The organism is Yinghuangia soli (assembly GCF_021502675.1).
Lineage (GTDB): Bacteria > Actinomycetota > Actinomycetes > Streptomycetales > Streptomycetaceae > Yinghuangia > Yinghuangia soli.
Map to the genome: position 1 here is coordinate 373429 of NZ_JAKFHA010000001.1, position 23416 is coordinate 396844.

16 protein-coding genes and 1 pseudogene are annotated in these 23416 nt (G+C 71.5%); 7 read left to right on the plus strand and 10 right to left on the minus strand.

Translation table 11 applies throughout. The features are described 5' to 3' along the window. Positions 1-176 precede the first annotated feature (176 nt). The 3 genes from LZ495_RS01535 to LZ495_RS01545 form a co-directional block, all read right to left on the minus strand. Entirely contained in the window at positions 177-3065 is a 2889-nt protein-coding gene (locus tag LZ495_RS01535) for an arylsulfotransferase family protein (RefSeq protein ID WP_235049979.1), read from the minus strand. A gap of 453 nt (positions 3066-3518) precedes the next feature. After that, entirely contained in the window at positions 3519-6344 is a 2826-nt protein-coding gene (locus LZ495_RS01540) for an arylsulfotransferase family protein (RefSeq protein WP_235049980.1), read from the minus strand. 499 nt (positions 6345-6843) lie between these two features. Next, complete coding sequence (locus tag LZ495_RS01545) at positions 6844-7971, minus strand: CAP domain-containing protein (RefSeq protein WP_235049981.1); 1128 nt, start codon at positions 7969-7971, stop codon at positions 6844-6846. A 377-nt stretch (positions 7972-8348) separates the two neighbouring features. Here LZ495_RS01545 and lepB point away from each other — a divergent pair. Beyond that, positions 8349-8822 (plus strand): annotated as a pseudogene (lepB, locus tag LZ495_RS01550) (signal peptidase I); the annotation flags it as partial. Positions 8823-8996: 174 nt separating this feature from the next. On the opposite strand, the gene LZ495_RS01555 reads toward lepB, so the two are convergent. From LZ495_RS01555 to LZ495_RS01565, 3 genes are all read right to left on the minus strand, one after another. After that, positions 8997-9938 (minus strand): hypothetical protein, encoded by a 942-nt coding sequence (locus tag LZ495_RS01555; protein WP_235049982.1) that lies wholly within the window; start codon positions 9936-9938, stop codon positions 8997-8999. A gap of 4 nt (positions 9939-9942) precedes the next feature. Further along, positions 9943-11142: a DUF6114 domain-containing protein gene (locus tag LZ495_RS01560; protein WP_235049983.1), complete on the minus strand. Its 1200-nt coding sequence runs from the start codon at positions 11140-11142 to the stop codon at positions 9943-9945. A gap of 111 nt (positions 11143-11253) precedes the next feature. Then, positions 11254-11910: a DUF6230 family protein gene (locus LZ495_RS01565; RefSeq protein ID WP_235049984.1), complete on the minus strand. Its 657-nt coding sequence runs from the start codon at positions 11908-11910 to the stop codon at positions 11254-11256. A gap of 332 nt (positions 11911-12242) precedes the next feature. Between LZ495_RS01565 and LZ495_RS01570 the strand changes: the two genes are divergently transcribed. The 4 genes from LZ495_RS01570 to LZ495_RS01585 all read left to right on the plus strand — a co-directional run bounded on the left by LZ495_RS01570 (position 12243) and on the right by LZ495_RS01585 (position 15285). After that, the gene (locus tag LZ495_RS01570) at positions 12243-12884 is read left to right on the plus strand and encodes a TetR/AcrR family transcriptional regulator (RefSeq protein WP_235049985.1); all 642 of its coding nucleotides are present in this window, start codon (positions 12243-12245) and stop codon (positions 12882-12884) included. A 184-nt stretch (positions 12885-13068) separates the two neighbouring features. Further along, the gene (locus LZ495_RS01575; RefSeq protein ID WP_235049986.1) at positions 13069-13284 is read left to right on the plus strand and encodes a hypothetical protein; all 216 of its coding nucleotides are present in this window, start codon (positions 13069-13071) and stop codon (positions 13282-13284) included. Positions 13285-13297: 13 nt separating this feature from the next. Further along, the gene (locus tag LZ495_RS01580) at positions 13298-14461 is read left to right on the plus strand and encodes a hypothetical protein (RefSeq protein WP_235049987.1); all 1164 of its coding nucleotides are present in this window, start codon (positions 13298-13300) and stop codon (positions 14459-14461) included. 32 nt (positions 14462-14493) lie between these two features. Further along, positions 14494-15285, plus strand: coding sequence for a TIGR03084 family metal-binding protein (locus tag LZ495_RS01585; protein WP_235049988.1), 792 nt, complete (start codon positions 14494-14496; stop codon positions 15283-15285). A 5-nt stretch (positions 15286-15290) separates the two neighbouring features. Here the strand turns inward: LZ495_RS01585 and LZ495_RS01590 are convergent, their stop codons facing one another. The 3 genes from LZ495_RS01590 to LZ495_RS01600 form a co-directional block, all read right to left on the minus strand. Further along, positions 15291-16166: a hypothetical protein gene (locus LZ495_RS01590; protein ID WP_235049989.1), complete on the minus strand. Its 876-nt coding sequence runs from the start codon at positions 16164-16166 to the stop codon at positions 15291-15293. A 97-nt stretch (positions 16167-16263) separates the two neighbouring features. Beyond that, entirely contained in the window at positions 16264-17763 is a 1500-nt protein-coding gene (locus tag LZ495_RS01595) for an MFS transporter (protein ID WP_235049990.1), read from the minus strand. A 252-nt stretch (positions 17764-18015) separates the two neighbouring features. Further along, positions 18016-18396 (minus strand): nuclear transport factor 2 family protein, encoded by a 381-nt coding sequence (locus tag LZ495_RS01600; RefSeq protein WP_235049991.1) that lies wholly within the window; start codon positions 18394-18396, stop codon positions 18016-18018. Positions 18397-18566: 170 nt separating this feature from the next. Between LZ495_RS01600 and LZ495_RS01605 the strand changes: the two genes are divergently transcribed. Both LZ495_RS01605 and LZ495_RS01610 read left to right on the plus strand, forming a co-directional pair. After that, the gene (locus LZ495_RS01605) at positions 18567-21356 is read left to right on the plus strand and encodes a helix-turn-helix transcriptional regulator (RefSeq protein WP_235049992.1); all 2790 of its coding nucleotides are present in this window, start codon (positions 18567-18569) and stop codon (positions 21354-21356) included. A 118-nt stretch (positions 21357-21474) separates the two neighbouring features. Beyond that, positions 21475-22110 carry a TetR/AcrR family transcriptional regulator gene (locus LZ495_RS01610; protein ID WP_235049993.1) on the plus strand — a complete coding sequence of 212 codons (636 nt, stop codon included), beginning with the start codon at positions 21475-21477 and terminating at the stop codon, positions 22108-22110. Between the two features lie 43 nt (positions 22111-22153). Here LZ495_RS01610 and LZ495_RS01615 read toward each other — a convergent pair whose 3' ends face one another. Then, on the minus strand, positions 22154-23299 hold the full coding sequence (locus LZ495_RS01615; RefSeq protein ID WP_235049994.1) for an NAD(P)H-dependent flavin oxidoreductase: 1146 nt from the start codon (positions 23297-23299) through the stop codon (positions 22154-22156). Between the last annotated feature and the right edge of the window lie 117 nt (positions 23300-23416).

Genomic DNA, 23416 nt, shown 5'->3' on the forward strand with positions numbered 1-23416 from the left:
TGGGGTGGATTTGGGGGTGGTGGGTGGTGATGGTTGGGGGTTTGGGGCTGGGGGGGGTTGGGGCTGTGGGGGGGCTTGGGGCTGTGGGGGGAATTTGGGGCTGTGGGGGGTGTGGGGCTGGTGGGGGTGGGGATGGCGAAGGGCCCGGTGGGGTGGCCGGGCCCTTCGGGGTGGGGTCAGTAGGTTTTGCCGTTGTAGCACTTGGCGACGGTCTGGCCGGTGGCTGCGGACCAGGTGAGTGTGCCGTTGGCGAAGTACTGGGTGCGGGTTCCTGGGGTGCTGCCGTCGTACTCGCGGGTGTTGGGGAGGCCGAGGCAGCTGTTGTGGGTGCCGATGGACTGGTACTTGGCCCAGATGCCGCCGTGGATGGGGATTGTGTCCGTCTTCGAGGAGGCGGCGTAGTCGGTGTACGCGGCGCCGCGCTCGTAGAGGACGTATTGGGCCTGGCCGCCCGGGGTGGTCAGGACGTCGGTGGTTGCGACACCCATGTTCGTTGGGGAGAAGACCTGGTTGAACGCGTGCGGCATCATGTGGGCGCCGGCGCTGGGGCCCCACGTGATGACGCCGCCTTCGAAGCGCTGGATGACTCCGCCGTTGACGGGCATCTCTTCCCAGGTCGAGAAGCCCAGCCAGCCGGAATCCCAGCCTTGGGTGGCCCACTTTTCGCCGACGGCGCCGCGGATGATCTGGGCGTCCGTCTGCGGGCTCCAGAAGATCGCGCCGTTCTGGAAGACCTGGTAGCTGCCGCGGCCGCTGCCGGCGGGCATTTCGTCGGTGAGCGGGAAGCCCAGCCAGAAGCCGTTGTGCATGCTGCCCTGCCAGCGGGAGCCGATGGCGCCGTGGACCTCGTGGACGCCGGTTTCCGGGCTCCAGACGAGGAGGCCGCGCTGGAAGCTGCTGTACCGGCCGCCCGCCGCGGTGCCCGCATAGGCGCGCTCGTAGTCTTCCGGGTAGCCGAGGAAGCCGGTGGGGCCGCCGAGCTGGAGCCAGCGCGTGCGGATGCCGCCGTGGACCTCGCCGACGCCGCTCTTGGGGCTCCAGTAGATCGAGCCCCGCTCGAATTCGGAGACGCGGCCGATGCCGTCGCCGACCGGCAGTTCGTCGGTCGTCGGCAGGCCCAGGAAGCCCGTCGGGCCGCCCAGCTCCTGCCAGCGTGCGTAGATGCCGCCGAAGACGAAGGTCGTGGCGCCGTTCGGTGTGCTGAGGATGGCGCCGTTCTGGAAGCGCTGCATCTGCCGGCCGCCGACGGCTTGCGGGAAGTCGACGGGGTAGCCGAGCCACTGTTTGAGGGAGTCCCAGCGGGTGCCGATCGCGCCGGAGACCGGGAACGCCTGGCCGGTGTCGCAGGACGATGCGTAGAGGCGTACGAGGGCGAACGTCTGCAGGCAGCCGGCACCGGACGGGTCTTTGACCGTGTCGCTGGTCGGGTAACCGAATTTTGCCGCGGGATTGCTGGTCCGACGCCATGTGCTCGATATCGTCCCGGTGAGCGTGCGGGCGCCGGTGGCGGCCGACCACACCAGGGTCTTGTTGCCGAGCGGCAATGCTCCGCCGCCGTCCGCATAGGTGGCCGCCGGTCCGGTCGGGGGGCCCAGCGGGCCGGTGATTCCGCCGAGGGCCTGGTAGGCCTGGGCCAGGGGGCCATGGATCAGGACGGTGCCGGTGCCGGCGTACGAGTAGTAGCCGAGGCCGGCGCTGAATTCCCGGACCCAGCCGGTGCCGACCAGGGTGGGGAGACCGAGCGGCGTGCCCATGACCGACGGGTCGGGGAGCAGGCTGACCGCTTTGATGATCTCGTCCACGTACTGGATGGACGAGGTCCCGCCCGGGATCGGCGTGCCGTTCTTGTCGAGTGCCGTCACCGTGTAGACGACCGTGGTGGGCGCGATCGGGGCCCGGAGCGTTGTCTCCAGGCCGGTGGCGGGGGCGGTCAGGACCGGTGTCAGGTGGTCCTTGTCGGGGCCTGCTGACACCCGCCAGGAGACGAGGTCGGTGGCGCCGTTCCAACTCGCGGAGATCGGGATCTTGCCCTCGTCGTACGAGGTGGATGCGCCGATGTCGACTGCGTCGAAGCCCGGGGCCGACCACGCGGCGCGTTGCGCGCGGTCGATCTCGACGCCTGCCGGGACCTGGCTTTCGAAGACGACCTTGCCCGCGGGGGTGACCTCGGCGACCGCGCCCTTGCCGCCGAAGGTGACCAGCCGGCTCCCATTGGGGAGGATCTGGTTGCCGCCGGTCCGGACGTCGGAGAGCCCCTCTTCGGGCGCCCACTGCCAGACGAGCTTGGCGGTCTTGGCGGTCTCGTCGAGCACGTACGAGACCGAGCGGGCGGACGCGGCTGCGTCGTCGTCGAGGAAGGCCAGCCGTCCGGTGGACGGCTCACGGGAGGCGTCGATGGGTCGGCGCGGCGCGGCGTTGGTACCGGTGAATTCGAACTGGTTCCGTTCGCCGCCCAGGATCCACGTGAAAGCGGACGTGGCCTGGTCGAGCTTGTAGACCGAACCGGTGGACGAGGCGGAGAGCAGGATCTTCCCGTCGGTGTCGTACGCGGCGGCGTTCAGGCCCACGTAGTCGACATTGGCGATGATCGGGACCTGGCTGTCGTCGAAGGGGATTTGAGCGGCACCGGCCGCAAGCGAGGACCACTGAAAGGTCGTCTTGCCGGTGGCCAGGTCGACCTCGTGGACGACGCTTTCGAGGACCTTGGCGTCCTTGGCGCCGCCGTGCGGCGTCAAATCGACCGCGGCGAGGCGTTTCATCGTGACGAGCGCCTTGGTCCCGTCCGCATTCGTCTGCAAGTGGGACTGGGCGAACGCCTGTTGCGGGATCTGCAACGACTTGAGTGACTGCCAATCGTTGCCCAGGATGTCCCAGTTGTAACCGGACCTGAAAGCCAGCGCGGGGCGGCCCAGATAGTTGATGACCGAAGGCGCGGAACCGTCCCCGCTGAGCGAGAGCAGTGTGCGGCCGTTGTTGTCGTGGATGAACATGTTCGACGGAACGGGGACGTTGCCGCCGTCCGCATTGCTGCCGAACAGCAGCCCCGGCGCGACGCCTTCGGTCACGCGAGTGGCTATCGGAGTCACCCAGATATGCGCTTCCGGATACTTGGGCGGCTGCGGCGGGGTGACGGCCTGGGGCAGGAACACCGGTGCGCCGGGCGAGGGCACGAACGCGGGCGCGGCAGCTGATGCTTCGACGGATCCGGTGGATGCGGGCGCTGCGGATACTGCTCCCGCCGTCCCGATGGCGACACAGGTCGAGAGGACCGCCGTCGAGCAGGCCCAGACGAGGGCCCGTCTCATAGGTGTGGACACGATTGCGTACTACTCCCCGAAGAATGGAAAAGGCCATTCAGCATCCTGCTGGTTGGCACCGTCAAGAAGGAATTCCGACCGGCACGATGGCCTGACGCAGAGTCACCGGGTATTACCGAAAAGGGAATTCCGGAAGTGGGCGGAGGGCATGCCGAAGGGCCCGGCGCCGGCCGGGCCCTTCGGGTCGAGCATGGGTATCGCTCAGTAGGTCTTGCCGTTGTAGCACTTGGCGACGGTCTGGCCGGTGGCTGCGGACCAGGTGATGGTGCCGTTGGCGAACTGCTGGGAGCGGGTTCCCGGGGTGGTGCCGTCGTACTCGCCGGTGTTGGGGAGGCCGAGGCAGCTGTTGTGGGTGCCCATGGACTGGTACTTGGCCCAGATGCCCCCGTAGATGGCGATCGTGTACGTCTTCGAGGAAGAGGCGTAGTTGGTGTACGCGGCGCCCTGCTCGTAGAGGACGTATTGGGCCTGGCCGCCCGGGGCTGTCAGGACGTCCGTGGTCGGGAGGCCCATGTTCGGACGGAAGAAGGTGTGGTCGAACCACGACGGCATCATGTGGGCACCCGCGCTGGGTCCCCAGGTGATGGAACCGCCCTCGAAGCGCTGGACGACGCCGTTGGTGCCGGTGACAGGGAACTCGTCCCGGATCGGGAAGCCCAGCCAGCCGGAATCCCAGCCCTGGGTGGCCCATTTTTCTCCGATGGCCCCGCGGATGATCGTGGCGTCCGTCTGGGGGCTCCAGAAGATGGCGCCGTTCTGGAACACCTGATAGCGGCCGCGACCGCTGCCGGCCGGCATCTCGTCGGTGAGCGGGAAGCCCAGCCAGAATCCGGAGAAGGTGGTGCCTCGCCAGCGGGCACCGATTCCGCCGTGTACTTCGTGGACGCCGGTGGCCGCGCTCCAGACGAGTTCGCCGCCCTGGAAGACGCTGGACCGGCCGCCGGCCGCGTTGCCCTCATAGGCGCGCTCGTATTCGAACGGGTAGCCGAGGAAGCCGGTGGGGCCGCCGAGCTGGAGCCAGCGTGTGCGGATGCCGCCGTGGACTTCACCGGCGCCGGTCTTCGGGCTCCAGTAGATCGAGCCGCCCTGGAACTGGGAGACGCGGCCGATGCCGTCGCCGACCGGCAGTTCGTCGGTCGTCGGCAGGCCCAGGAAGCCGGCGGCGCCGCCTCGCTCCTGCCAGCGTGCGTAGATGGCGCCGAAGACGTACTTCGTGGTGCCGTCCGGCGAGCTGGTGATGGCGCCGTTCTGGAAGCGCTGGACCAGCGAGCCGTTGACGGCCTGGGCGCGGTCGACGGGGTAGCCGAGCCACTGCCGGATGGAGTCCCAGCGGGTGCCGATCGCGCCGGAGACGGGATAAGCACTGCCGGTGTCGCACGACTCCGCGTAGAGCCGGGCGATGGTGAAGGCCTGCAGGCAGCCCGCTCCGGCCGGGTCCTTCACGGCATCGCCGGTCGGGTAGCCGAATTCCGTCGCGGGAGCAGCGGAGGTCCGCCACGCGTTCGACATCGATCCGACGAGGGTGCGGGCTCCCGTGGCGGGCGACCACACCAGCGTCTTGTTGCCGAGCGGCAGCGCGCGGCCGCCGTCCGGGTACGAGACCATCTGCCCCGTGGGCGCTCCGAGCGGTCCGGTGGGTCCGCCGAGTGCCTTGTAAGCCTCGGCCAGCGGGCCATGCACAAGGAAGGTGCCGTAGCTCGGGTAGTTGTACCCCTGGTAGCCGAGTCCCGTGCCGAACTCGCGTACCAGACCATTGGGGACCGGTGTCGCAAGGCCGAGAGGTGTGCCCATCACCGACGGGTCGGGGAGCAGGCTCACCGCCTTGATGATGTCGTCGACGTACCGGAAGGACGAGACGCCGCCCGGGATCGGCGTGCCGTTCTTGTCGAGTGCGGTCACCGTGTAACCGACGGCGGCCGGTGGGATCGCCGCCTTGATGTCCGTCTGCAGGCTGGTGGCCGGGGCGGTGAGGACCGGCGTCAGATGGTCCTTGTCCGAGCCGGCCGACACCTGCCACGAGGCGAGGTCCGTGGCACCGTTCCAGGTCGCGTCGATCGCGATCTTGCCCTCTTGGGCGGTCGGCGAGCCGTAGATGACGGGCAGCCCGCGACCGGGGGCCGACCACTCGGCACGTTGCGCGCGTTCGATCGCGACGCCTGCCGGGACCTGGCTTTCGAAGACGACGGCACCGGCCGGCGTGACCTCTGCGACCGCGCCCTTGGCGCCGAAGGTGATCAGCCGGTTGCCGTTGGGGAGCACCTGGTTGCCGCCGGTCCGGACGTCCGACCACGCGTCCTCGGACGTCCAGTGCCAGTCGAGCTTGGCTGTCTTGGCGGTCTCGTCGAGCGTGTACGACACCGAGCGTGCGGGTGCCGACGCGTTGTCGTCGAGGAAGGCGAGGCGTCCGGTCCCGGGCTCGCGGGACGCATCGATCGGGCGGTGCGGCGTCGCGTCGGTACCGATGAAGCTGAACTGGTTGCGCTCGCCGCCCAGGATCCAGGCGAAGCCGCCGGTGGTCCGGTCGAGCTTGTAGACCGAACCGGTCGAGGACGCGGAGACGAGGATGCCGCCGTCGGTGTCGTAGGCCGCGGCATTCAGGCCCACGTAGTCGACGTCGGCGGCGATGGGTACTCGGCTGTCGGCAAGAGGCACCTGCCCCGGGCCCGCCGACAGGGACGACCACTCGAAGGTCGTCGTGCCGGTGGCCAAGTCGACCTCGCGGACGACGCCTTCGAGGATCTTGCCGACCTGCGGACCGCCGTAAGGCGTGAGGTCCACGGTGGCGACCCGTTTGAAGGTGACGAGCGCCTTGGTGCCGTCCTGGTTCGTACGCAAGTGGGATTCGGCGCTCGTCATGTCGGCGAACGGGAGAGTCTTGAGGGTCTTCCAGTCGTTGCCGACGATTCGCCAACTCGTCCCGACCCGGGCGGCCAATGCGGGGCGCCCGAGATAGTTGACGACGGAAAGCGCCGCCCCTTCGGCGGCCCGCGAGTCCAGCGTGCGGCCGCTGTTGTCGTGGATATACATATTGGGCGGAACCGGGATATCGCCACCGTTGGCATTACCGCCGATCAGGAGCCCCGGCGCGACGCCGTCCGTCACACGCGTCGCGATCGGGGTCACCCACATACCCGCTTGCGGGTAGGTGGGCGGCTGCGGCGGGGTGATCGCCTGGGGCAGGAAGACCGGCGTACCGGATGACGGCGCAAATGCCGGTGCGGTGACGGGTGCTGCCGTCAGGCTGGTAGGTGCCGCGGCCGCGGTTCCCACTGCACCGATCGCGACGCAGGTCGACAGGACGGCAGTCGAGCAGGCCCATACGAGGGCCCGTCTCATGGGTGTGGACATAGTTGCGTACTACTCCCCCCGTGACATGGAAATGCCTCATTGAGCATCGCCCCGGTTGGCCTCGTCAAGCGAGAATTCCGACCGGCACGGTCGTCTGACGCAGAGTCACAATCCTTTGCAGGAAAGGGGTTTCCGGCCATTGGTATATCGACATGGCGAGGCTCCGCAGGAGACTCCTCTACCGGGGCGTGCCGAACACCTGGGTCCAGTAGATCCGGTAGCTGCCGCCGTACGCGATTCCGATGCCGATCTGGGTCAGTTCGGGCGTGAGGATGTTGGCGCGGTGGCCGGGGCTGTTCATCCAGCCGGTGACGACCTCGGCGGGCGTGGGCTGTCCCGCGGCGATGTTCTCGGCGCAGCGGCTGTAGACGTAGCCGGAGGCGGTGACCCGGTCGGCGGGTTGGCGGCCGTCGAGGCCGGTGTGGTCGAAGTAGTCGCGGGCTGCCATGTCGTCGCTGTGGACCTGGGCGGCCTGGGTGAGCCGGGGTTCGTACGCGAGGGCGCCCATGCCGTGCCGGGCGCGTTCGGCGTTGGTGAGGGCGATCACCTGGGTGCGGAGGTGGTCGAGTTCCGGGGTGGACGGCATGGCGGGCATGGGCGGGGGCGCCTGCGGCCGGGGCGGCGTCGACGGGGACTGGGCGGGCCGCGGGGCGAACGGGTTGTTGCCGTCGGGAGTCAAGTGCGGGCCGGCCGGCTGCGGGATATGCGGGGCCGGGGCACTGGGCGGGGCCACATGGCGGTTCGGCGCAGGGGCCCGTGCGGGAGTCGGAGCAGAAGGCGGAGCCGGGGTCCGCGCGGGCACCCGGGCCGGGGCCGGTGCGGGCTCGTCGATGACGTCCACGCCGAAGTCGCGCGCGATGCCGGCCAGGCCGTCGGCGTAGCCCTGCCCCAGGGCGCGGATCTTCCAGGTGCCGTTGCGGGCGTACAGCTCCGCGAGGAGGAGGACGGTCTCGTGGGTCACCGGGTGGGGCGTGAAGCGGGCGAGGACGGCGCCGGCGCGGTCGGTGACGGTGAGGGCCGGGGTGGGGAGCGAGCCCAGGCGGGCGGACGGGTCGGCGGGGCTGACGACGAGGGTGACACGGGTGGCGCCGCGGCGGAGGCTGCCGGGGTTCACCGAGGCGGAGTCGCGTTCGAGGCGGACCCCGGGGGCGGTGGTCTGGTTGAAGAAGACGAAGTCGGCGTCGCCGGAGACGCGGCCGTCGTCGCCGGTGACCAGGAGGGACAGGTCGAACGGGCCGGGTACGCGGAGCGTCAGCGCCCCGTCGGGGAGCGGGCGGTTGGCGCCCGGGGCCAGCGTGGTGCTCATCGTGCGTTCGTCCCGCCCTTGGTGTGGTGGTGGTCGTCGGGTGGCAGGGGTGGTCTCGCGGTGACTATGCAGGGGACAACGGACAAGCGGAAGCAGAGGTTCGCGCCGGAGCTGTGGGATGCGTTACGGGTGGGCGGCCGGCGATGGCCGGTGACGTGCCCGGCACCGCCGAAGTGGTGTCGCCCGGCGTGCCGGCCCCGCGGAAAATGATGCCGCCGGGGCGCCCCGGACCGCTTGTCGGGGCGGCCTCGCCGGGCAGAGGATGTCCCGCGGGCTCGTCGTATGCCCGCCTTCGGAATCGGTCGGAATCGGGGGGTCGACGCGTGGCGGTCGGTCGTCGCACGGCAACGTCGAAGGTCGTACGGATCGCCGCCCACATGCTCGGTGCCCTGCTCATCGCCGGGCCGTTCATCGCGTGCTTCTTCCTGTACGCGGCCTTCAAGGTCCCGTCGGGTTCGGTCTCGATGGAACCGACACTGCGCCCGGGCGACCGCATGCTGGTGCACAAGGCCGCGGACGGCATCGGGCGCGGCGATGTGGTGATCTTCGGGCAGCCGGGCTGGGGCGTGACCCCCTCGGCGAAACTCGTCAAGCGCGTGGTCGCGGTCGGCGGCGACACTGTCGTCTGCTGCGACGCGGGACGCTTAGTCATCAACGGCAAGCCAGTTTCGGAGAGTTACCTCCCCGAAGGGGTAGCCGCCTCGGAGAAGCCGTTCAAAGTCACGGTTCCGGAGGGCAGGTTCTTCGTCCTCGGCGACAACCGGGCGAACTCGCTGGACTCGCGGAGCCACATGATGACAGCGGAGCACGGCACGATCGCCGAATCGGACGTCATCGGCCGGGTCGAGCGCATTCTCGAGCCCTGGCCCGCGGAGGGCGGACTCGCAAAGGGGAACGGCGACTTCGTCGCTGCGGGGCTGCCCGGCAGTGGTGCTCCGGACAGCCCCGCGCTCCTGCTGGCCTGGCTGGTAGCGGCCGGCGTGCTGCTCAATGTGCTGGCGAGTGCGGTCGGCGTGACCGCGCTGCTACGCCGTCGGCGCCACACGTCCCGCGGCGCCGGTCCTGCCGGAGGTCGCGGAGGGAACTCCGGCGTCCCGCCAGTGCCCCGCGGGGACCCCGACGAGCCCGTACAGCCACCGCACCGGTGACCGCCGCAGCAGCAGGAGCGGGCCGACCGTGACCGCGAAGACGGCGAGCCCGATCCACCAGCCGGTTCCGTGCACGAGCAGACTCGCGTAGACGGCGCCCGCGAACGGCATGACGTGGACGCCCAAGGCAGCGATGCCGACCGCGAAGACGCGGCGCACTTTGCGCTCTTCGTCCGCGCCGGGCAGCCGCCAGCCTTCGAGGAGCCAGCTGATCTCGGTCATCAGCATGACCATGACCACCGGACCGGCCAGGAAGACGAGTGCGAGGAAGGTCCCGGACGTCGCGAACTCCGAGATGTTGTTGACCAGTTTGTCGTCCGGCCAGGTCTGGAATCCGTTCCGCGTCGGGCTGAGCACGCGCCGGTAGCCGCAGCCGTCCCAGCCGTGCACGAGCGTCCCGAACATCAGGAAGTACGCCGCGACCGCCTGCAGGAAGGCCCAGTACCCGGCGCCGACCAGCGCCAGGGCGCGCGAGATCCAGAATCCGAGCATCGCGGCGACCACCACGCCGCCTGCGTAGACCGCGACGAACCCGGCCCACAGGTCCTCGTGCCGCGCGACGACGTGCATCGTGCCCCAGGACGGGTTCTGCCACAGCAGGAAGAGCCCTGGAGGTGCGACGAGCACCGCGGCGAACAGGACGGTGGCGACGAAGTGCGGATTGGCGGTCAATGCCCGCGCGCGCTGCGCCAGTTCGGGATGGGCATCGGCGTCCGGCAGCGGCCGCCGCTCCCAGGACTGGAGCTGGCGGGCGGCGGCGAGCGCGAACGTGGCGCCCATCGCGTACGAGAAGAACAGCACGGCCTGGATCGGCAGCATCGGGTCACCCCGTCTCGATCGCCAGGTTCTTGGCCCTGATGATGTCCGAATCGACCAGCGCCTGACCGGCCTTCACGTCGGTCATGAACACGAACGGCGGGATGATCGGCGGCAGCGGCAGACCCTCCGCGGAGAAGGTGAAGCAGATCAGGCCCTCGATGCAGCCGTACAGCCACGTGACGTAGATGACGACGTCGCCGTTGAGATTGAGCTGGTCGGCGCCGATCCGGTAGGTCGGCGAACCGTCGTTGGTGGTCAGCCGGTAGTCCCCCAACTGCGCCGCGCCCATGCGGAGTTTGAGGACCCTGAGCGGTCCGTTCCGGGTCGGCAGGTCGGTGATCTCGACGAGGGCGAAGCCGATCGGCGCGAAGTAGGTCGCGGTGACGGTCGGGGGACGCTCGCCGACGGTCGCCGCGGCCGAGACGGCGTCGAGTGCCGGACGCAGGCACTCTCCGCCTCCCGCGCATCCGGCGGCGTGCGCCTTGGGGGCGGCCGTGCCGATCGTGGCGGCGATCAGCAGCAGGGGCAGGGCAAGTGCCGCGCCGGTCGGGCCGGTACGCCCGGTGCCCGGGGAGGGCCCGGCACCGGGCCCCGCGGTCCCCGCGGATCCTGCCCTCGCGGATCCGGCGGCCGTGGATCCGGCGGCCGCAGGAGGCCCCGCCGCATCCGGGGATCCCGCCGGGCCGGCCGGGACGGCCGGTCCGGGCGGCCCGGCGGGGGTTCCCGGGTCCGGACCGGCCGCAGCCGCCCCGGACTTCGTGCTGCCGGCGCCGTCGTCGTCCCCGCCGACGCCCGGCCCGGCTCCCTCGGCCGCGGTCGGCTTCCTCGGCTTCCAGCCGAAGCCCATCGAACTCCCCAGCACGCCGAGCGCCATGCCCAGCAGGAAGCCGCCCAGGTTGGTCGCCGCGAAGGACACCACGGATGCGATGAGCGCCACCAGCGAGACGAAGTGCCTTTGCGCGGGCAGGAACCACAGGCACAGCCCCGCGATGACGAGCACCGATCCGATGGCCAGCGCGGCGAGGCCGCCGACGCCGAGGGTGATGAGGATCGACAGCGGCGACATCGGGATCAGGATGATCTCGACGCCGCCCAGGATCAGGTAGAAGCCGCCCCAGAACGGCCGGGTACGCCGCCAGCGGCGGAAGTGCCGGCGTCCCCTGGGGAACGGCAAGTGCCGGTCGAGCCAACGTCCGGGGTGCACGGCGGGCTCAGCTCCTTCCGTACGGTACGCGTGGGCGCGTGCGGGCGGATCTCACCGGGATTCGGGCGTCCCGGCCCGGCGGGCGCTCCGGGCCGGGACGCCGCTACCGGCTCAGAAGCAGCCCTGGCCGCCGAGTTTCACGGACAAGTTGAGGCCCTTGAGCTTGAAGTCGCCGCCGGTGGCGGCCCAGGCGTTCGACTTCACGTTGCTCACCGTCACCTGACCGGCCTGCAGGCCGAACGCCCCCGGGTCGCCCTTGGCGCCGGCCACCTTGTCCAGGGTGGAGGCGTCGCGTCCGATCTCCACGGTGCCGAACTCCGCGTCGCCGTTGAGGTCTTCGGCATCGATGATCAGGCTCTTGGCGGTCACCGGACCGGCCTGCCCGCCCGCCGTGAGCTTGAAGACGACGTCGCCGAGCGGGGTCTTGATGCGGGCCGCCTGGCAGATGTCGCTCAGCGTCGCGTCGCCGATGTGCAGCAGCGCGACGGAGTGCCCGTCGCCCTTGATGTCCTTGTCGGTGCCGACGTACGAGCCGAGCCCGTTGCTGGTCAGTTTTCCGGAACTGACCTGGAAGTTCGTGCCCGAGACGGCGAACGACGCGGCGAGCGCGCCCTGGGCCATCGCGGCGGTCATGGCGCCGATCGCGACGATCGCCGGCACGCCGACCGCCACGGAGCGCCGCCAACTGGTGCCGCCTTCGGGTGTTTCCTCGTCGATGCGCAGTCTGGCCGTGACCCGGCCGAACACCGAGCCGCTGTCCCCGATCACGTCTGGTCCCTCCCGTTGTTCCCGTAGGTCTGGCCTTGCCACGGGTTGCGCAGGGTGGTGCTGGATTTGTGCAGGGGTGGTGCTGGGGTGGTGCATGCCGGTGCGGCTGCCGCGTGGTCGCCGGCGCCGCACGACGGTGGAACGGGTCCTGCCGGACGGCCGTCCGCGAATCGCGGAATACGGCGGTGCACCGGGAATTCCGGGCAGCGCGGAACAGTCTCCGTGAACGACCGCGGAATGACGCACGCGGCCTGTCGAAATACCCTGCCAATTGCTTCCGGCAGCAGCCGGAAACATGATCTCGCCGTTCCTGTGCCCGCTCCTCTGGCACAATGCAGGCGTCGCCTTCAAGCCGCAGAGTAGGGCCGGTTTTGAACAAAAGTCAACAGCGCCGCAGCGAGTTGATCGCGGTCGGCCGCCGCCTGTTCGCCCGCACCTCGTACGACGCCCTGTCGATCGACGACATCGCCTACCACGCGGGCGTGGCGAAAGGCTTGATCTACTACTACTTCGCCAACAAGCGCGGCTACTACATCGCCGTGGTGCAGGACGCGGTCGACGAATTGATCATGAATGCCGAACGTGATCCGGAACTGCCGCCGCGCGAACGCCTGCTGCGCACCCTGGACAGCTACCTGCTCTTCGCGCAGGGCCACGAGGCCGCGTACCGCACGGTGGTGAGCGGCGGCGTCGGCTTCGACGCCGAGGTCCTGGCGATCCGCGACCGGGTGCGCGGGCAGCTCGTGGCCACCATCGCCGAGGGCGCGTACGGCCGCAGCGACCTGTCCCCGACCGCCCGGGCCGCGCTGGCCGGCTGGCTGTCGTACTGCGAGGGCGTGACCCTGGACTGGCTGCACCACCAGGACCTGGACCGCGACTTCGTGCGCACGCTGCTGGTCGCGATGCTGCTGCGGACGCTGCGCACGATCGAGGAATTCGACCCCGGCTTTCCGGCGCCCAGGCCCGCCGACTGACCCGCCCGGGCCCGGCCGGCTCCCCCGGTATCGGGCCGGGCGCGCGGACTTCGCGGGTGCGCAGCCGGCCCCGGGCACCGAATTGTGTACCGCCACACCGATTTCCGGGCGGCCGTTGACAGCCGGGAATCGCGCTGCGACGTTACTCGGGCGTCCCACTTTTCCGCGTACCCGGGGAGGAATCATGGCGACAGCCGTGGAGAAACTCGCTACGGAACTCGGTACGGCGCCGCCGGACGGATTCTCCGGACTCGCGGCGGACGATGTGGAATTCCTCGCCGAGGCGCTGCGCAAGGCCCGCGAAGATCAATCGGCGGGCCTGGACCAGGCCGCCGAGGACTCGTTGAAGATGGTCCCGGCGATCGCGCGCGGCCCGGTCCGGCGCATTCTCTTCAGGTGAGGTGGACCCGCCCATGGACACGCTCCGCACGCGCGCCGAGATAGAGAAGACCGCCCACTTCCTGGACGTCGGACCGGACCGCCTGGCGTTCCTCGCCGCGCTGCCCGCCGCCGACGTGCGCCGCTTCCGCGAGCAGGTCACCGCGTCCCTGTTCGACGACCAGCCGGACATGCTGGACCGCATCGCCAAGGCCACCAAGCTGGTGCCCACGTCGATCGCGGCGACCATCTCGCAGAAGGCGCTGGGCGCCAAGCTCGCCGCCCGGGTCGCCGGCCGCCTGGAACCGGCCCGCGCCGCGGACATCGTGGAGAAGCTGCCGATCGGCTTCACCGCCGAGTCGTGCGGCCACCTCGACCCGCGCCGCGTCCGCGACCTGGTCGAACGCCTGCCGGAGGATCTCGTCGTCAAGATCGGCGTGGTGCTGGCGACGCGCGCCGACTTCGTCACGATGGGCCGCTTCGTCGGGCACCTGTCCGACGCCGCGATCGGCCGCATCCTCGGCCAGGTCGGCGACGACGTGGTGCTGCGCGTCGGGTTCTTCGTCGACATGCCCGAACGCCTCGACCACATCGTCGGGTTGATGGACACCGAGAAGCTGGCATCGGTCATCCGGGCCGCCTCGACCGAGAGCCTGTGGGCCGAGGCCCTCGCGGTCGCCTCGATGGTCGGCGACGCCCGCCGCGCCGAGATCGCCCGGCTGACCGCACGTCAGGACGGCGAGCAGTTGGACGCGTTGGTCCGCGCGGTGCACCGCGAGCACCTGTGGGAGGCGCTGCTGCCGCTCGTCGCGCTGCTCGACGGCGACGACCGCCGCGCGGTCGCGGTCCTGCCGTCACTCCAGTCGCCCGAGGTGCTGGGCGACGTGGTCCGCGCCGTCGTCGCGACCGGCCTGTGGTCCGACTTCCTGCCGCTGGTCGACGTACTCCCGGAGAAGTCGCGGCAGTTGGTCGCCGAGGCGGCCGGCACGCTGGACGACGCGGACCTGGACCGGATGGCCTCGGCCGTCCAGGAGCAGGACCTGTGGGAGGCGGTGATCCCGCTCGTCGAGCTGATGGACGACGCCGCGAAGGAACGGGTCTTCGCCCTGGAGGCCTTCCAGGACTTCGACGGTGACCCCGACAGCAACAACAGCGACGGCGACAGCGGCATCAGCAGCAAGGACGGCAGCGCGAAGTAGCCTGGCTCCACCCCGCTGCCGCAGGAGGACGCATGCCCGCCGACCTGTCCGCGATCCTGGCCGACCTGCACGCCGAGGGCGACGACCTCGACGCCCTGGTCGCCGGGATCCCGGCCCGCTCATGGGCCGCGCCGACTCCCGCGGAAGGCTGGAGCATCGCGTACCAGATCGCGCATCTCGCGTGGACCGACGCACAAGCCCTCTTGGCCGCCGCCGACCCGGGTGCCTTCGCCGCACGGCTGAAGGAATTCGCCGCGATCGGACCGGGGTTCGTCGACCAGGCGGCGGCCGAGGGAGCCGCGCTGCCACCCGCAGCGCTCCTTGCGCACTGGCGGGAGAGCCGGACGCGGCTGGCCGCGGCACTCGCCGCGTACCCGGGCGACGGGAAGCTGCCGTGGTTCGGCCCGCCGATGCGCCCCGCGTCGATGGCCAGCGCCCGCCTGATGGAGACCTGGGCGCACGGCCAAGACGTCGCGGACGCCCTGGGCGTCCGGCGCGAACCCACCGCCCGGCTGCGCCCGATCGTGCATATCGGGGTGCGCACCTTCGGCTTCTCGTTCGCGATCCGCGGACTCCCGTCGCCCGCCGGGGAGCTGCGCGTCGAGCTGCGGGCGCCGGACGGCTCGCTCTGGGAGCAAGGCCCGCCCGACGCCGCGGACCGGGTCACCGGGTCGGCAGAGGACTTCTGCCTGCTGGTCACCCGGCGGCGGCATCCTGCCGACCTGGGCCTGACCGTGACGGGTGAGGACGCCGGCCGCTGGGCGGGCATCGCGCAGGCTTTCGCCGGAGCGCCCGGCCCCGAGCGGCCCGCCCGCACCGGCTGAACCGGTCAGTCGGTCGGCTCGGTGGGACCCTCCGAAGGCACCGGCCCCCCGCCGCCCGGGCCCACGCCGCTCGGCCACTCGTCCATCATCTGCGCGAGCGCCGGGTGCACGGCCCACATCTCGTCCCGCGTCACCGGCCCCGGCTCGGCGGCGTGCTGACGGGCCCTCACGTACTCGTACAGGCGCCGGAACAGCGGGGTCCCGCCGGTCTCCCACAGCTCCTCGGCCGCCAGGGTCAGGTGGAAGAAGTACCAGGCGAAGTTGAACAGGCCGTTCTCCAGGGCCTGTTCCATGTCCGGGAGGCGCCGGAACCACATCGACTCGGCGGGCATGTCGTACACGACCGAGGTCAGGGCGTGCACCGCCGGAAGCATGTCCGGTTCCATCTCGGACAGGTAGCCGATCATGCCCATGTTCGCGTGCAGTTCCACGAGCCACAGGTCGGGGTACGAGGCCCAGTCCTGCTGGTGGTACAGGTGCATCAGCTCGTGCACATGGATGGCCTCGTAGTACGGCAGCAGCGACCCGGGCTCGCCGAACTCCTCGCGGAGGTTGGCGCGGGTCGCCGTGCTGATGTGCGGTTCGTACGAGGCCAGCTGCTCGGCGAAGAACGGGGCGTCGCCAGGGGCGACGGCCACCTCTCCGTCCACCGTACGCGGCATGCCGTACAGCGGCATGTCGGTGATGCCGGACCAGTCCTCGGCGTCGGCCACGTTGAGCCGCAGGGTGGGGACGAAATGCAGCGCGTCGGTGGTCCAGGCCAGGACGCGTTCGGTGCGGGCGGCCAGCTCCTCGGCGCGTGCCTCGGTGCCGGAACTGGCTCGGACCGGGAAGGGGAATCCGGATATCGGAGTGAGTCGACGGACTTCGGTACGCGCCATGCCGGACCTCCACGAACGATCGATCAGATCCAGCGTAACGCGCACCGATTTGGCACTATCCGTTATGCGTTTGGGTATATCGGGCGTCGACTTTCGGTCACAGCCCGGCGTGCATCGGAGCTGCGTCCTCCGCGGTGTCCGCGGCCGGGTCGGGCTTCGGCAGCAGCTGCACGATCAGCGCGGTCGCCAGGCAGGCCCCGGCGAGCGGGATGAGCGCCCAGGTCATGGCGTGCGCATAGTCGTTCGGTACCGCGCCGCCGCCGAGCGCCTCGTAGAAGACGATGCCGATCAGCGCGACGCCGAGCGCGTTGCCGACCTGCTGCGCGGTGGTCAGCACGCCGGCCGCGGAGGCCGCGTGCCTGGAGGTGACGCCGGCCAGCACGATCGCGGACATCGGGGCCAGGGCGACGCCCATGCCGTAGCCGGACAGCACCAGGCCCGGGATGAGCCAGCCGACCGAACCGGTCACGCCGATCGCCGCGACCGTCTCGGCCAGCACGGCGAAGCCCGCTGCGGTCAGCACGGCACCGAGCGTGAGCACCTGGCGGCCCAGCCGTGCCGCGATCTTCTCGGCCTGCGCGGCGCCCACGAAGTAGCCGGCGCCGAGCGCGACGAACAGCAGTCCGGACTCGAGTGCGGTCATGTGGTGGCCCATCTGCAGGTACAGCGCGAGGACCAGGAAGAACGACGCCATGGCCAGCTGGTACGCGAGCATCACGCCGAGGCCCGCGGAGAAGGAGCGCTCGCGGAAGAGCACCAGGTCGATGAGCGGGGCCTTGCCCGCGGCCGCACCGAGGCGGCGCTGGTGCCGCGCGAAGACGGCGAGGAGCAGCGGGGCGGCGGCCAGCGACAGCCAGGTCCACAGCGGCCAGCCCTGCTCGCGGCCCTGCACCAGCGGCAGCACGACGGCGACCATGGCGGCGGTCACCAGGACGACCCCGGCGAAGTCCAGACGCGTGCCCGCGGTGCCGCGCGATTCGGGCACCAGGCGCGGGGCGAGCAGCATTGCGGCGATGCCGACCGGGACGTTGATCCAGTAGATGCTGCGCCAGTCCAGGCCGAACAGGTCGACCTCGATCAGGCCGCCGCCGATCAGCTGCCCGAAGACGCCGGCGAAGCCGATGGTCAGGCCGTAGGCCATGAACGCGCGGGCGCGGTGCTCTCCGGTGTAGACGGTGTTCACGATGCCGAGCACCTGGGGCATCAGCAGCGCCGCGGCCGCGCCCTGGGCGGCCCGGGCGGCGATCAGCACCTCGGGGTTCCCGGCCAGGCCGCAGGCCGCCGAGGCGAGCGTGAACAGGCCCATTCCGACCATGAACATCCGGCGCCGGCCGGCCATGTCGCCGAGCCGCCCGCCGGTGATCAGCAGCGCGGCCAGCGCCAGGCCGTACCCGGCCACCACCCACTGGATCGCGGCATCGCTCGCGCCGAGGTCGGCCTGCGTGGCCGGGATGGCGACGTTGACGATGAAGAAGTCGAGCGTGGTGATGAAGATGCCGGTCAGGAGGACGAGGAGGGTCCCCCACGACGGCCTGCCGCGGTCCTCGGCGGGAGCCGCGGAGGTACGCGCGGCGGGGGTGGTCGTGGTGGTGGCCACGGTGAAGTCCTTCCGGATGCGGACCGTCGAACGGCCCAGGCAGATGGGGTGGAGGGAGTGGTGAAGATGGGCCGGGCGCGCGTGGGATGCGGCAGGCCGGGCCGGTGCGGCATCACGCGGGGCGGGCGCGGTGTTGCGTCGGGCGTTCCGCATACGTTGCGGGTGGGCGCGGGACAGGCCGGGTCGCGACGGAACTCCGGCCTGCCCCGCGGCTTCTGGCATGGCGTCAGGCTGCGCGGGTGGCGTCGGGCCTCAGGCGCCCGGGACCATGTCCAGGAAGCCGAGCACCGTCTCGACGCGGCCGTCCTCGGCGATGCGGGCCACGTCGAAGCCGATGGCCAGCGCCTCGCCGCCCTCGGGGCCGAGGTGCCAGGTGAAGCGCACGATGTCGTGGTGGCCGTCCACCGGGCCGCCCAGCGTGAACACCAGGCCGGGGAACTGGCCCTGCACGGCGCCGATCACCATGTCGACCGCGTCGCGTCCGGCGACCGCGGCCAGCGGGTCGGTGTAGGTGGCCTCGGGGGTGAACGCGGCCTCGGCGAGCTTCTGGCGCTTCGCCGGGTCGGTCTCGTTCCACACCGCGAGGTAGCGCTCGACGATGGCGGTGTAGTCGGTGGCGGTGATGGTGGCCATGGGGTCCGTCCTCGGTTCTCCGTAGGGGGCGGGGCGGGTCTTCCGCCTGCCGCTTCTTGCTCGTTCCTGCAGGTCAAGAAGCTACGGATGATCGAGATCACAGGAATCGGTCACGTATAGGTACTTCCGCGGGCCGCCGCGTGCGGACATCGGTAGGTAACGTTCCGGGCATGCTGCACGGGAGACTCGCGGAACGCTCCGCCCTCGAATCGCTGCTCGCCGAAGCCCGCTCCGGGAGCAGCGGCGTCCTCGTGGTGCGCGGCGAGCCGGGCATCGGCAAGAGCACCCTGCTCGACCATGCCGCGGCCGCCGCGGCGGCCGACGGGATCCCGGTGGTGCGCGGCACCGGCGTCGAGTTCGAGGCGGAACTGCCGTACGCCGGCCTCAGCCTGCTGCTGCGTCCCGCGCTCGCGCACCTCGACGCGCTCCCCGCACCGCAGCGCCAGGCGCTGGACGCCGCGCTCGGGCTGGCCGTCGGCACCGCGCCCGAGCCGATGTTCGTCGGCCTCGCGGTGCTGTCGCTGCTCTCCGAGTACGCGGGCGACGGGCCGCTGCTGTGCGTCGTGGACGATGCGCAGTGGCTGGACCGCGTCTCCTCCGACGCCCTGGTGTTCGCCGCGCGCCGCCTGCACGCCGAGGGTGTCGTCATCGTCTTCGGGGCCCGCGACGGCGAGGGGGCCTTCCCGGCGCCCGGCCTGCCGGAGCTGCGGCTGACCGGTCTGCCGCCCGCGGAGGCCGGGGCGCTGCTCGACAAGCAGGCCGCCGACCTGACTCCTGCCGCACGCTTCCGGGTGCTCGCCGAGGCGCACGGCAATCCGCTGGCGCTGCTCGAACTGCCGGTCGCGCTGGCCGCCGACAACGCCTCGACGGTGTTCCGCCCGGGTGCACTGCCGCTGACCAGCCGGCTCCAGCTGGCCTTCCACGGCCAGGTGAGCCGGCTGCCCGCGGCCACCCAGACGCTGCTCCTGCTGACCGCGCTGGACGACTCGGGCGATCTGGGTGTGGTGCTGCGCGCGGGCGCGGCGCTCGGTGCGGACGCGACCGATCTCGAACCCGCCCAGGCCGCGGACCTGGTCCGGCTGGGCGGCGAGATGGTCGGCAGGGCGCCGCGGTTCCGGCACCCGCTGATCCGCGCCGCGGTGCATCAGCGGGCGCCGCTGGACCGCCGGATCGCGGCGCACCGGGCGCTCGCGGACGCGCTCGACGCCCCGGACCAGGCGGACCGCCGCGCGTGGCAGCTCGCCGCCGCGGCCACGGGCCCGGACGAGGCGGTCGCCGACGCGCTGGAGGTGACCGCGGGCCGCGCCCGGGAGCGCGGCGGTTATGCGGCCGCGGCGCGGGCGTACGAGTTCGCGGCCCGGCTGACGGCCGATCAGGACCGCCGGATCCACCGTCTCGCACAGGCCGCGCAGTGGTCGTCGGAGGCCGGCGAGCTGGACCGGGCCCAGGACTTCGCGCTGCGCAGTGCGTCCGGCGCCACCGATCCGGTGGTGCGCGCCACGCTCGCGCACGTGCACGGGCTGGCGGACTTCTGGCACGGCAAGTTCCCCGGCGCGCACCGCACGCTGCTGACCGGCGCCGAGGACGCGGCCGCGGACGTGCCGGGTCTCGCCGCCCGGCTGCTGATCCAGGCCGCGCACACCGCGTGGTACATCGGCGAGGGCGAACTCCAGGACACCCTGGAGCGGTTGGCCGCCCTGGAGCTGCCGGCGGACGACCCGGTCACGCCCGTCGCGCGCTACCTCGTGGAGTGCCTCGGGCAGGAACTGCCGGGCTGGGCGGGCAGCACCGACGGCACCGCGGCCGCATCCCGTCCCGCTCCCCCGCCGCTCGGCGATGCGGTCGCCGCGGCGCAGGCGCTGGGCGAGGTCGACGCCCGGGTGCTGCAGATGCTGTGCGGTGTCGCGTTGACGCAGGGCCAGGACGAGGAGGCGTTCCGGCTGACCGTCGACCTGGTCGCGGAGAGCCGCCGCCAGGGCGGCATCGGACGCCTGCCCACGCTGATGTTCTTCCAGGTCGAGGCGGAGATCTTCGGCAACCGGCATGCGGACGCGCTGGCCACCGCCACCGAGGCGCTGGGGTTCGCGCGCGACACCGGGCAGCAGCAGTGGACCAGCCAGTTCCACAGCGTGGTGGCGCTCGTCCGGGCCTTCGAGGGCGACGAGGACGCCGCCCGCACGTCCGCGGACCTGGCGCTGGCGACGGGTGCGGGCGGGGCGATGGCCCCCGGCCTGCCGTGGACGTACTGGGCGCTCGGCCTGCTGGACTTGGGGCTCGGCCGCGCCGCCGCGGCGCTGACCCGGCTGGAGCACCTGACGCGTGAGCCGCTGCGGCATCACATCTGCACGACGCGCAGCACGTCCGACCTCGTCGAGGCGGCCGTGCGGATCGGCGAACCCGCTCGTGCGGAAGAGCAGTTCGCACGCTTCGCGGACTGGGCGGCCCGCGTGCGGCAGCCGTGGGCGGACGCCCTCGTCCTCCGCTGCCGGGCGCTGCTCGCCGACGATGTGGCGGCCGAGAAGATGTTCCTCGCGGCTCTCGACGAGCATGCCCGCGGCCAGCGGCCGATGGACCGGGCGCGCACCGCCCTGCTGTACGGCGAGTGGCTGCGGCGGATGCGCCGCAAGACGGATGCGCGCGAGCATCTGCGGGCCGCGCTGGAGGCGTTCGAGCGGCTGGGTGCCAAGCCGTGGGCGGACCGGGCGCGCACCGAACTGGACGCGACCGGCACCGGGGCGGCCCGCCCCGCGGCAGCGTCCCCGACCGGTGCGGCGGCCGTGCTGACCCCGCAGGAGCTCCAGATCACCCGGCTTGCGGCGCAGGGGCTGTCGAACAAGGACATCGCCGCGCAGCTGTTCCTGAGCCCGCGCACGGTGGGGCACCACCTGTACAAGGCGTACCCGAAGTTGGGGATCCTGTCGCGGACCGAACTGGCCGGCATTCCGGACCTGGCTTCTTGACGGTTCGTCATCAGCCTATGACCGGAAGGCAGTCTGCCTCCTGGCTGTAACGAACGCTCGCTAGACTCTCCTCTCGAACCCCCGCGTTCGCGGGGGCCGGGAAAGCGAAGGACGTGCCATGGCCGAGCTGGTGGCGGATCTGCGGGCCGACGGCCACGACGACTGGCGGGCGTACGGGCCCATCGTGCTGCCGCCGATCCTGTCGGCGTCGCTGGACGCCTTCGACGAACACGGCTACCACGGCACGACGGTGCGCGACATCGCGCGCCGGGTCGGCGTGACGGTCCCGGCGCTCTACTACCACTACCAGAACAAGCAGGCGCTGCTGGTCGAGCTGCTGCTCGGTTCGATGAACGCGGTGCTGGGGCGCTGCCGCAGCGCGGTGGCCGAGGCCGGGGACCACCCGGTGGACCGGTTCTCCGCGATCGTGGAGTGCATCGTCCTCTACATGGCGAACCGGGCGCCGCTGGCGTTCCTGGACACCGAGACGCGCAGCCTCGAACCGGACAACCGGGCCCGCTACATCGGCATGCGCGACGAGTTGGAGGCGGTCGTGCAGACCGCGGTGCGCGATGCGGTGGAGCTGGGCGAGTTCACCACCCCGTACCCGGTGGACGCCGGGCGCGCGGTGCTGACGATGGCCCAGGCGGTGGCGCACTGGTACCGCCTGGACGGCCCGCTGTCGCCGAAGGAGATCGCGGACCGGTACGTGGAGATCGCGCTGGCGAGCGTGGGGCACCGGCCCAAGGGCTGATGCCGCCCGGCGGCCCCTGTACCGCCCGGCCGCTCCGCCGGGGTCAGTCCTCGTCCAGCAGCGTGCCGAGGCGTTCGACGGCCGCGGCGAATTCCTCGGCCATCGTGTAGACGACCTCGCGGGCCGGCCGGACCCGGTTCATCAGTCCGACGCCCTGGCCGACGAAGTACGTGGCCAGTTCGCGGGCGCCTTCGTGCCCGGACTCGGCGAGGCGGTCCACGCGGCGCAGCGCGGGTTCGCTGAGCAGGGACTGGACCGGCATCGGGAGCGCGGGCGGCGCGGCCGCGTCTTCCCATGCGTCGGTCCACGCCGAGCGCAACTGCCGCGACGGCTTGCCGGTCCGGCTGCGCGAGCGGACCGTGTCGCTCGAACCGGCGGCCACGAACTTGGCTTTCGTGGCGGGTGCGGTCTCGGCTTCCTCGCAGGTCAGCCAGACCGAGCCGGTCCACACGCCGGCCGCGCCGAGGGCCAGTGCGGCGGCCATCTGGGCACCGTTGACGATGCCGCCCGCGGCCAGCACGGGGACGGGCGGTCCGCCGGCCGACACCTGGCGTACCGCGTCCACGACCTCGGGCACCAGGACCATGGTCGACACTTCGCCGACGTGGCCGCCGGCTTCGCTGCCCTGCGCGACGATGATGTCGACGCCGGCCTCGACCTGCCGGACCGCGTGCGCCTTGGTGCCGACGAGAGCGGCCACCGCGACCCCTGCGGACTTGCCGCGTTCGACCATGTAGGCGGGCGGTACGCCGAGCGCGTTGGCGATCAGGCTGATCGGGTGGGCGAAGGCGATGTCCAGGCATTCGCGGGCGTGTTCCTCGGTCAGCCGGGGCCGGTGGCGCTGCCCCGCCGAGGGCGGATCGTGCGGTTCGACACCGTGCGCGGCCAGGAGTTCGTCGACGAACTTGCGGTGCCCGTCCGGGATCAGGTCCCACAGGCCGACCGTGTCGCGGCCCTCGCCCTTGCCCGCGTAGGTGGCGGGCGCGATGAGGTCGACGCCGTACGGCCGTCCGGCGACGTTGTCGTCGATCCAGCGCAGTTCGTGCTCGAGTTGCTCGGGGGTGTGCGAGGCGGCGCCGAGGACACCGAGCCCGCCGGCGTTGGTGACCGCGGCGACGACGTCGCGGCAGTGGCTGAAGGCGAGCAGCGGCAGTTCGATGCCGAGGAGTTCGCAGATCGGTGTGCGCACGGAGCTCTCCCTACGCCGAGGCCGATCGGTGGATGCGGATGTCGGTGCGCGTACGGGCGGGGTGAGCGGAGGGGTGGGGGGCCCCCGCCCCCCCACCAACGCGGCGGCGTGCCCCAG

Excerpts from the sequence above, each read along its gene's own strand:
- LZ495_RS01575 (WP_235049986.1), top strand. The coding sequence starts at position 13,069 with ATGGCGACAGCCGTGGAGAAACTCGCTACGGAACTCGGTACGGCGCCG.
- LZ495_RS01580 (WP_235049987.1), top strand. The coding sequence starts at position 13,298 with ATGGACACGCTCCGCACGCGCGCCGAGATAGAGAAGACCGCCCACTTC.
- LZ495_RS01555 (WP_235049982.1), bottom strand. The coding sequence starts at position 9,938 with ATGCTGCCGATCCAGGCCGTGCTGTTCTTCTCGTACGCGATGGGCGCC.
- LZ495_RS01540 (WP_235049980.1), bottom strand. The coding sequence starts at position 6,344 with ATGTATATCCACGACAACAGCGGCCGCACGCTGGACTCGCGGGCCGCC.
- LZ495_RS01590 (WP_235049989.1), bottom strand. The coding sequence starts at position 16,166 with ATGGCGCGTACCGAAGTCCGTCGACTCACTCCGATATCCGGATTCCCC.
- LZ495_RS01605 (WP_235049992.1), top strand. The coding sequence starts at position 18,567 with ATGCTGCACGGGAGACTCGCGGAACGCTCCGCCCTCGAATCGCTGCTC.
- LZ495_RS01570 (WP_235049985.1), top strand. The coding sequence starts at position 12,243 with ATGCAGGCGTCGCCTTCAAGCCGCAGAGTAGGGCCGGTTTTGAACAAA.
- LZ495_RS01545 (WP_235049981.1), bottom strand. The coding sequence starts at position 7,971 with ATGAGCACCACGCTGGCCCCGGGCGCCAACCGCCCGCTCCCCGACGGG.
- LZ495_RS01610 (WP_235049993.1), top strand. The coding sequence starts at position 21,475 with ATGGCCGAGCTGGTGGCGGATCTGCGGGCCGACGGCCACGACGACTGG.
- LZ495_RS01585 (WP_235049988.1), top strand. The coding sequence starts at position 14,494 with ATGCCCGCCGACCTGTCCGCGATCCTGGCCGACCTGCACGCCGAGGGC.
- LZ495_RS01600 (WP_235049991.1), bottom strand. The coding sequence starts at position 18,396 with ATGGCCACCATCACCGCCACCGACTACACCGCCATCGTCGAGCGCTAC.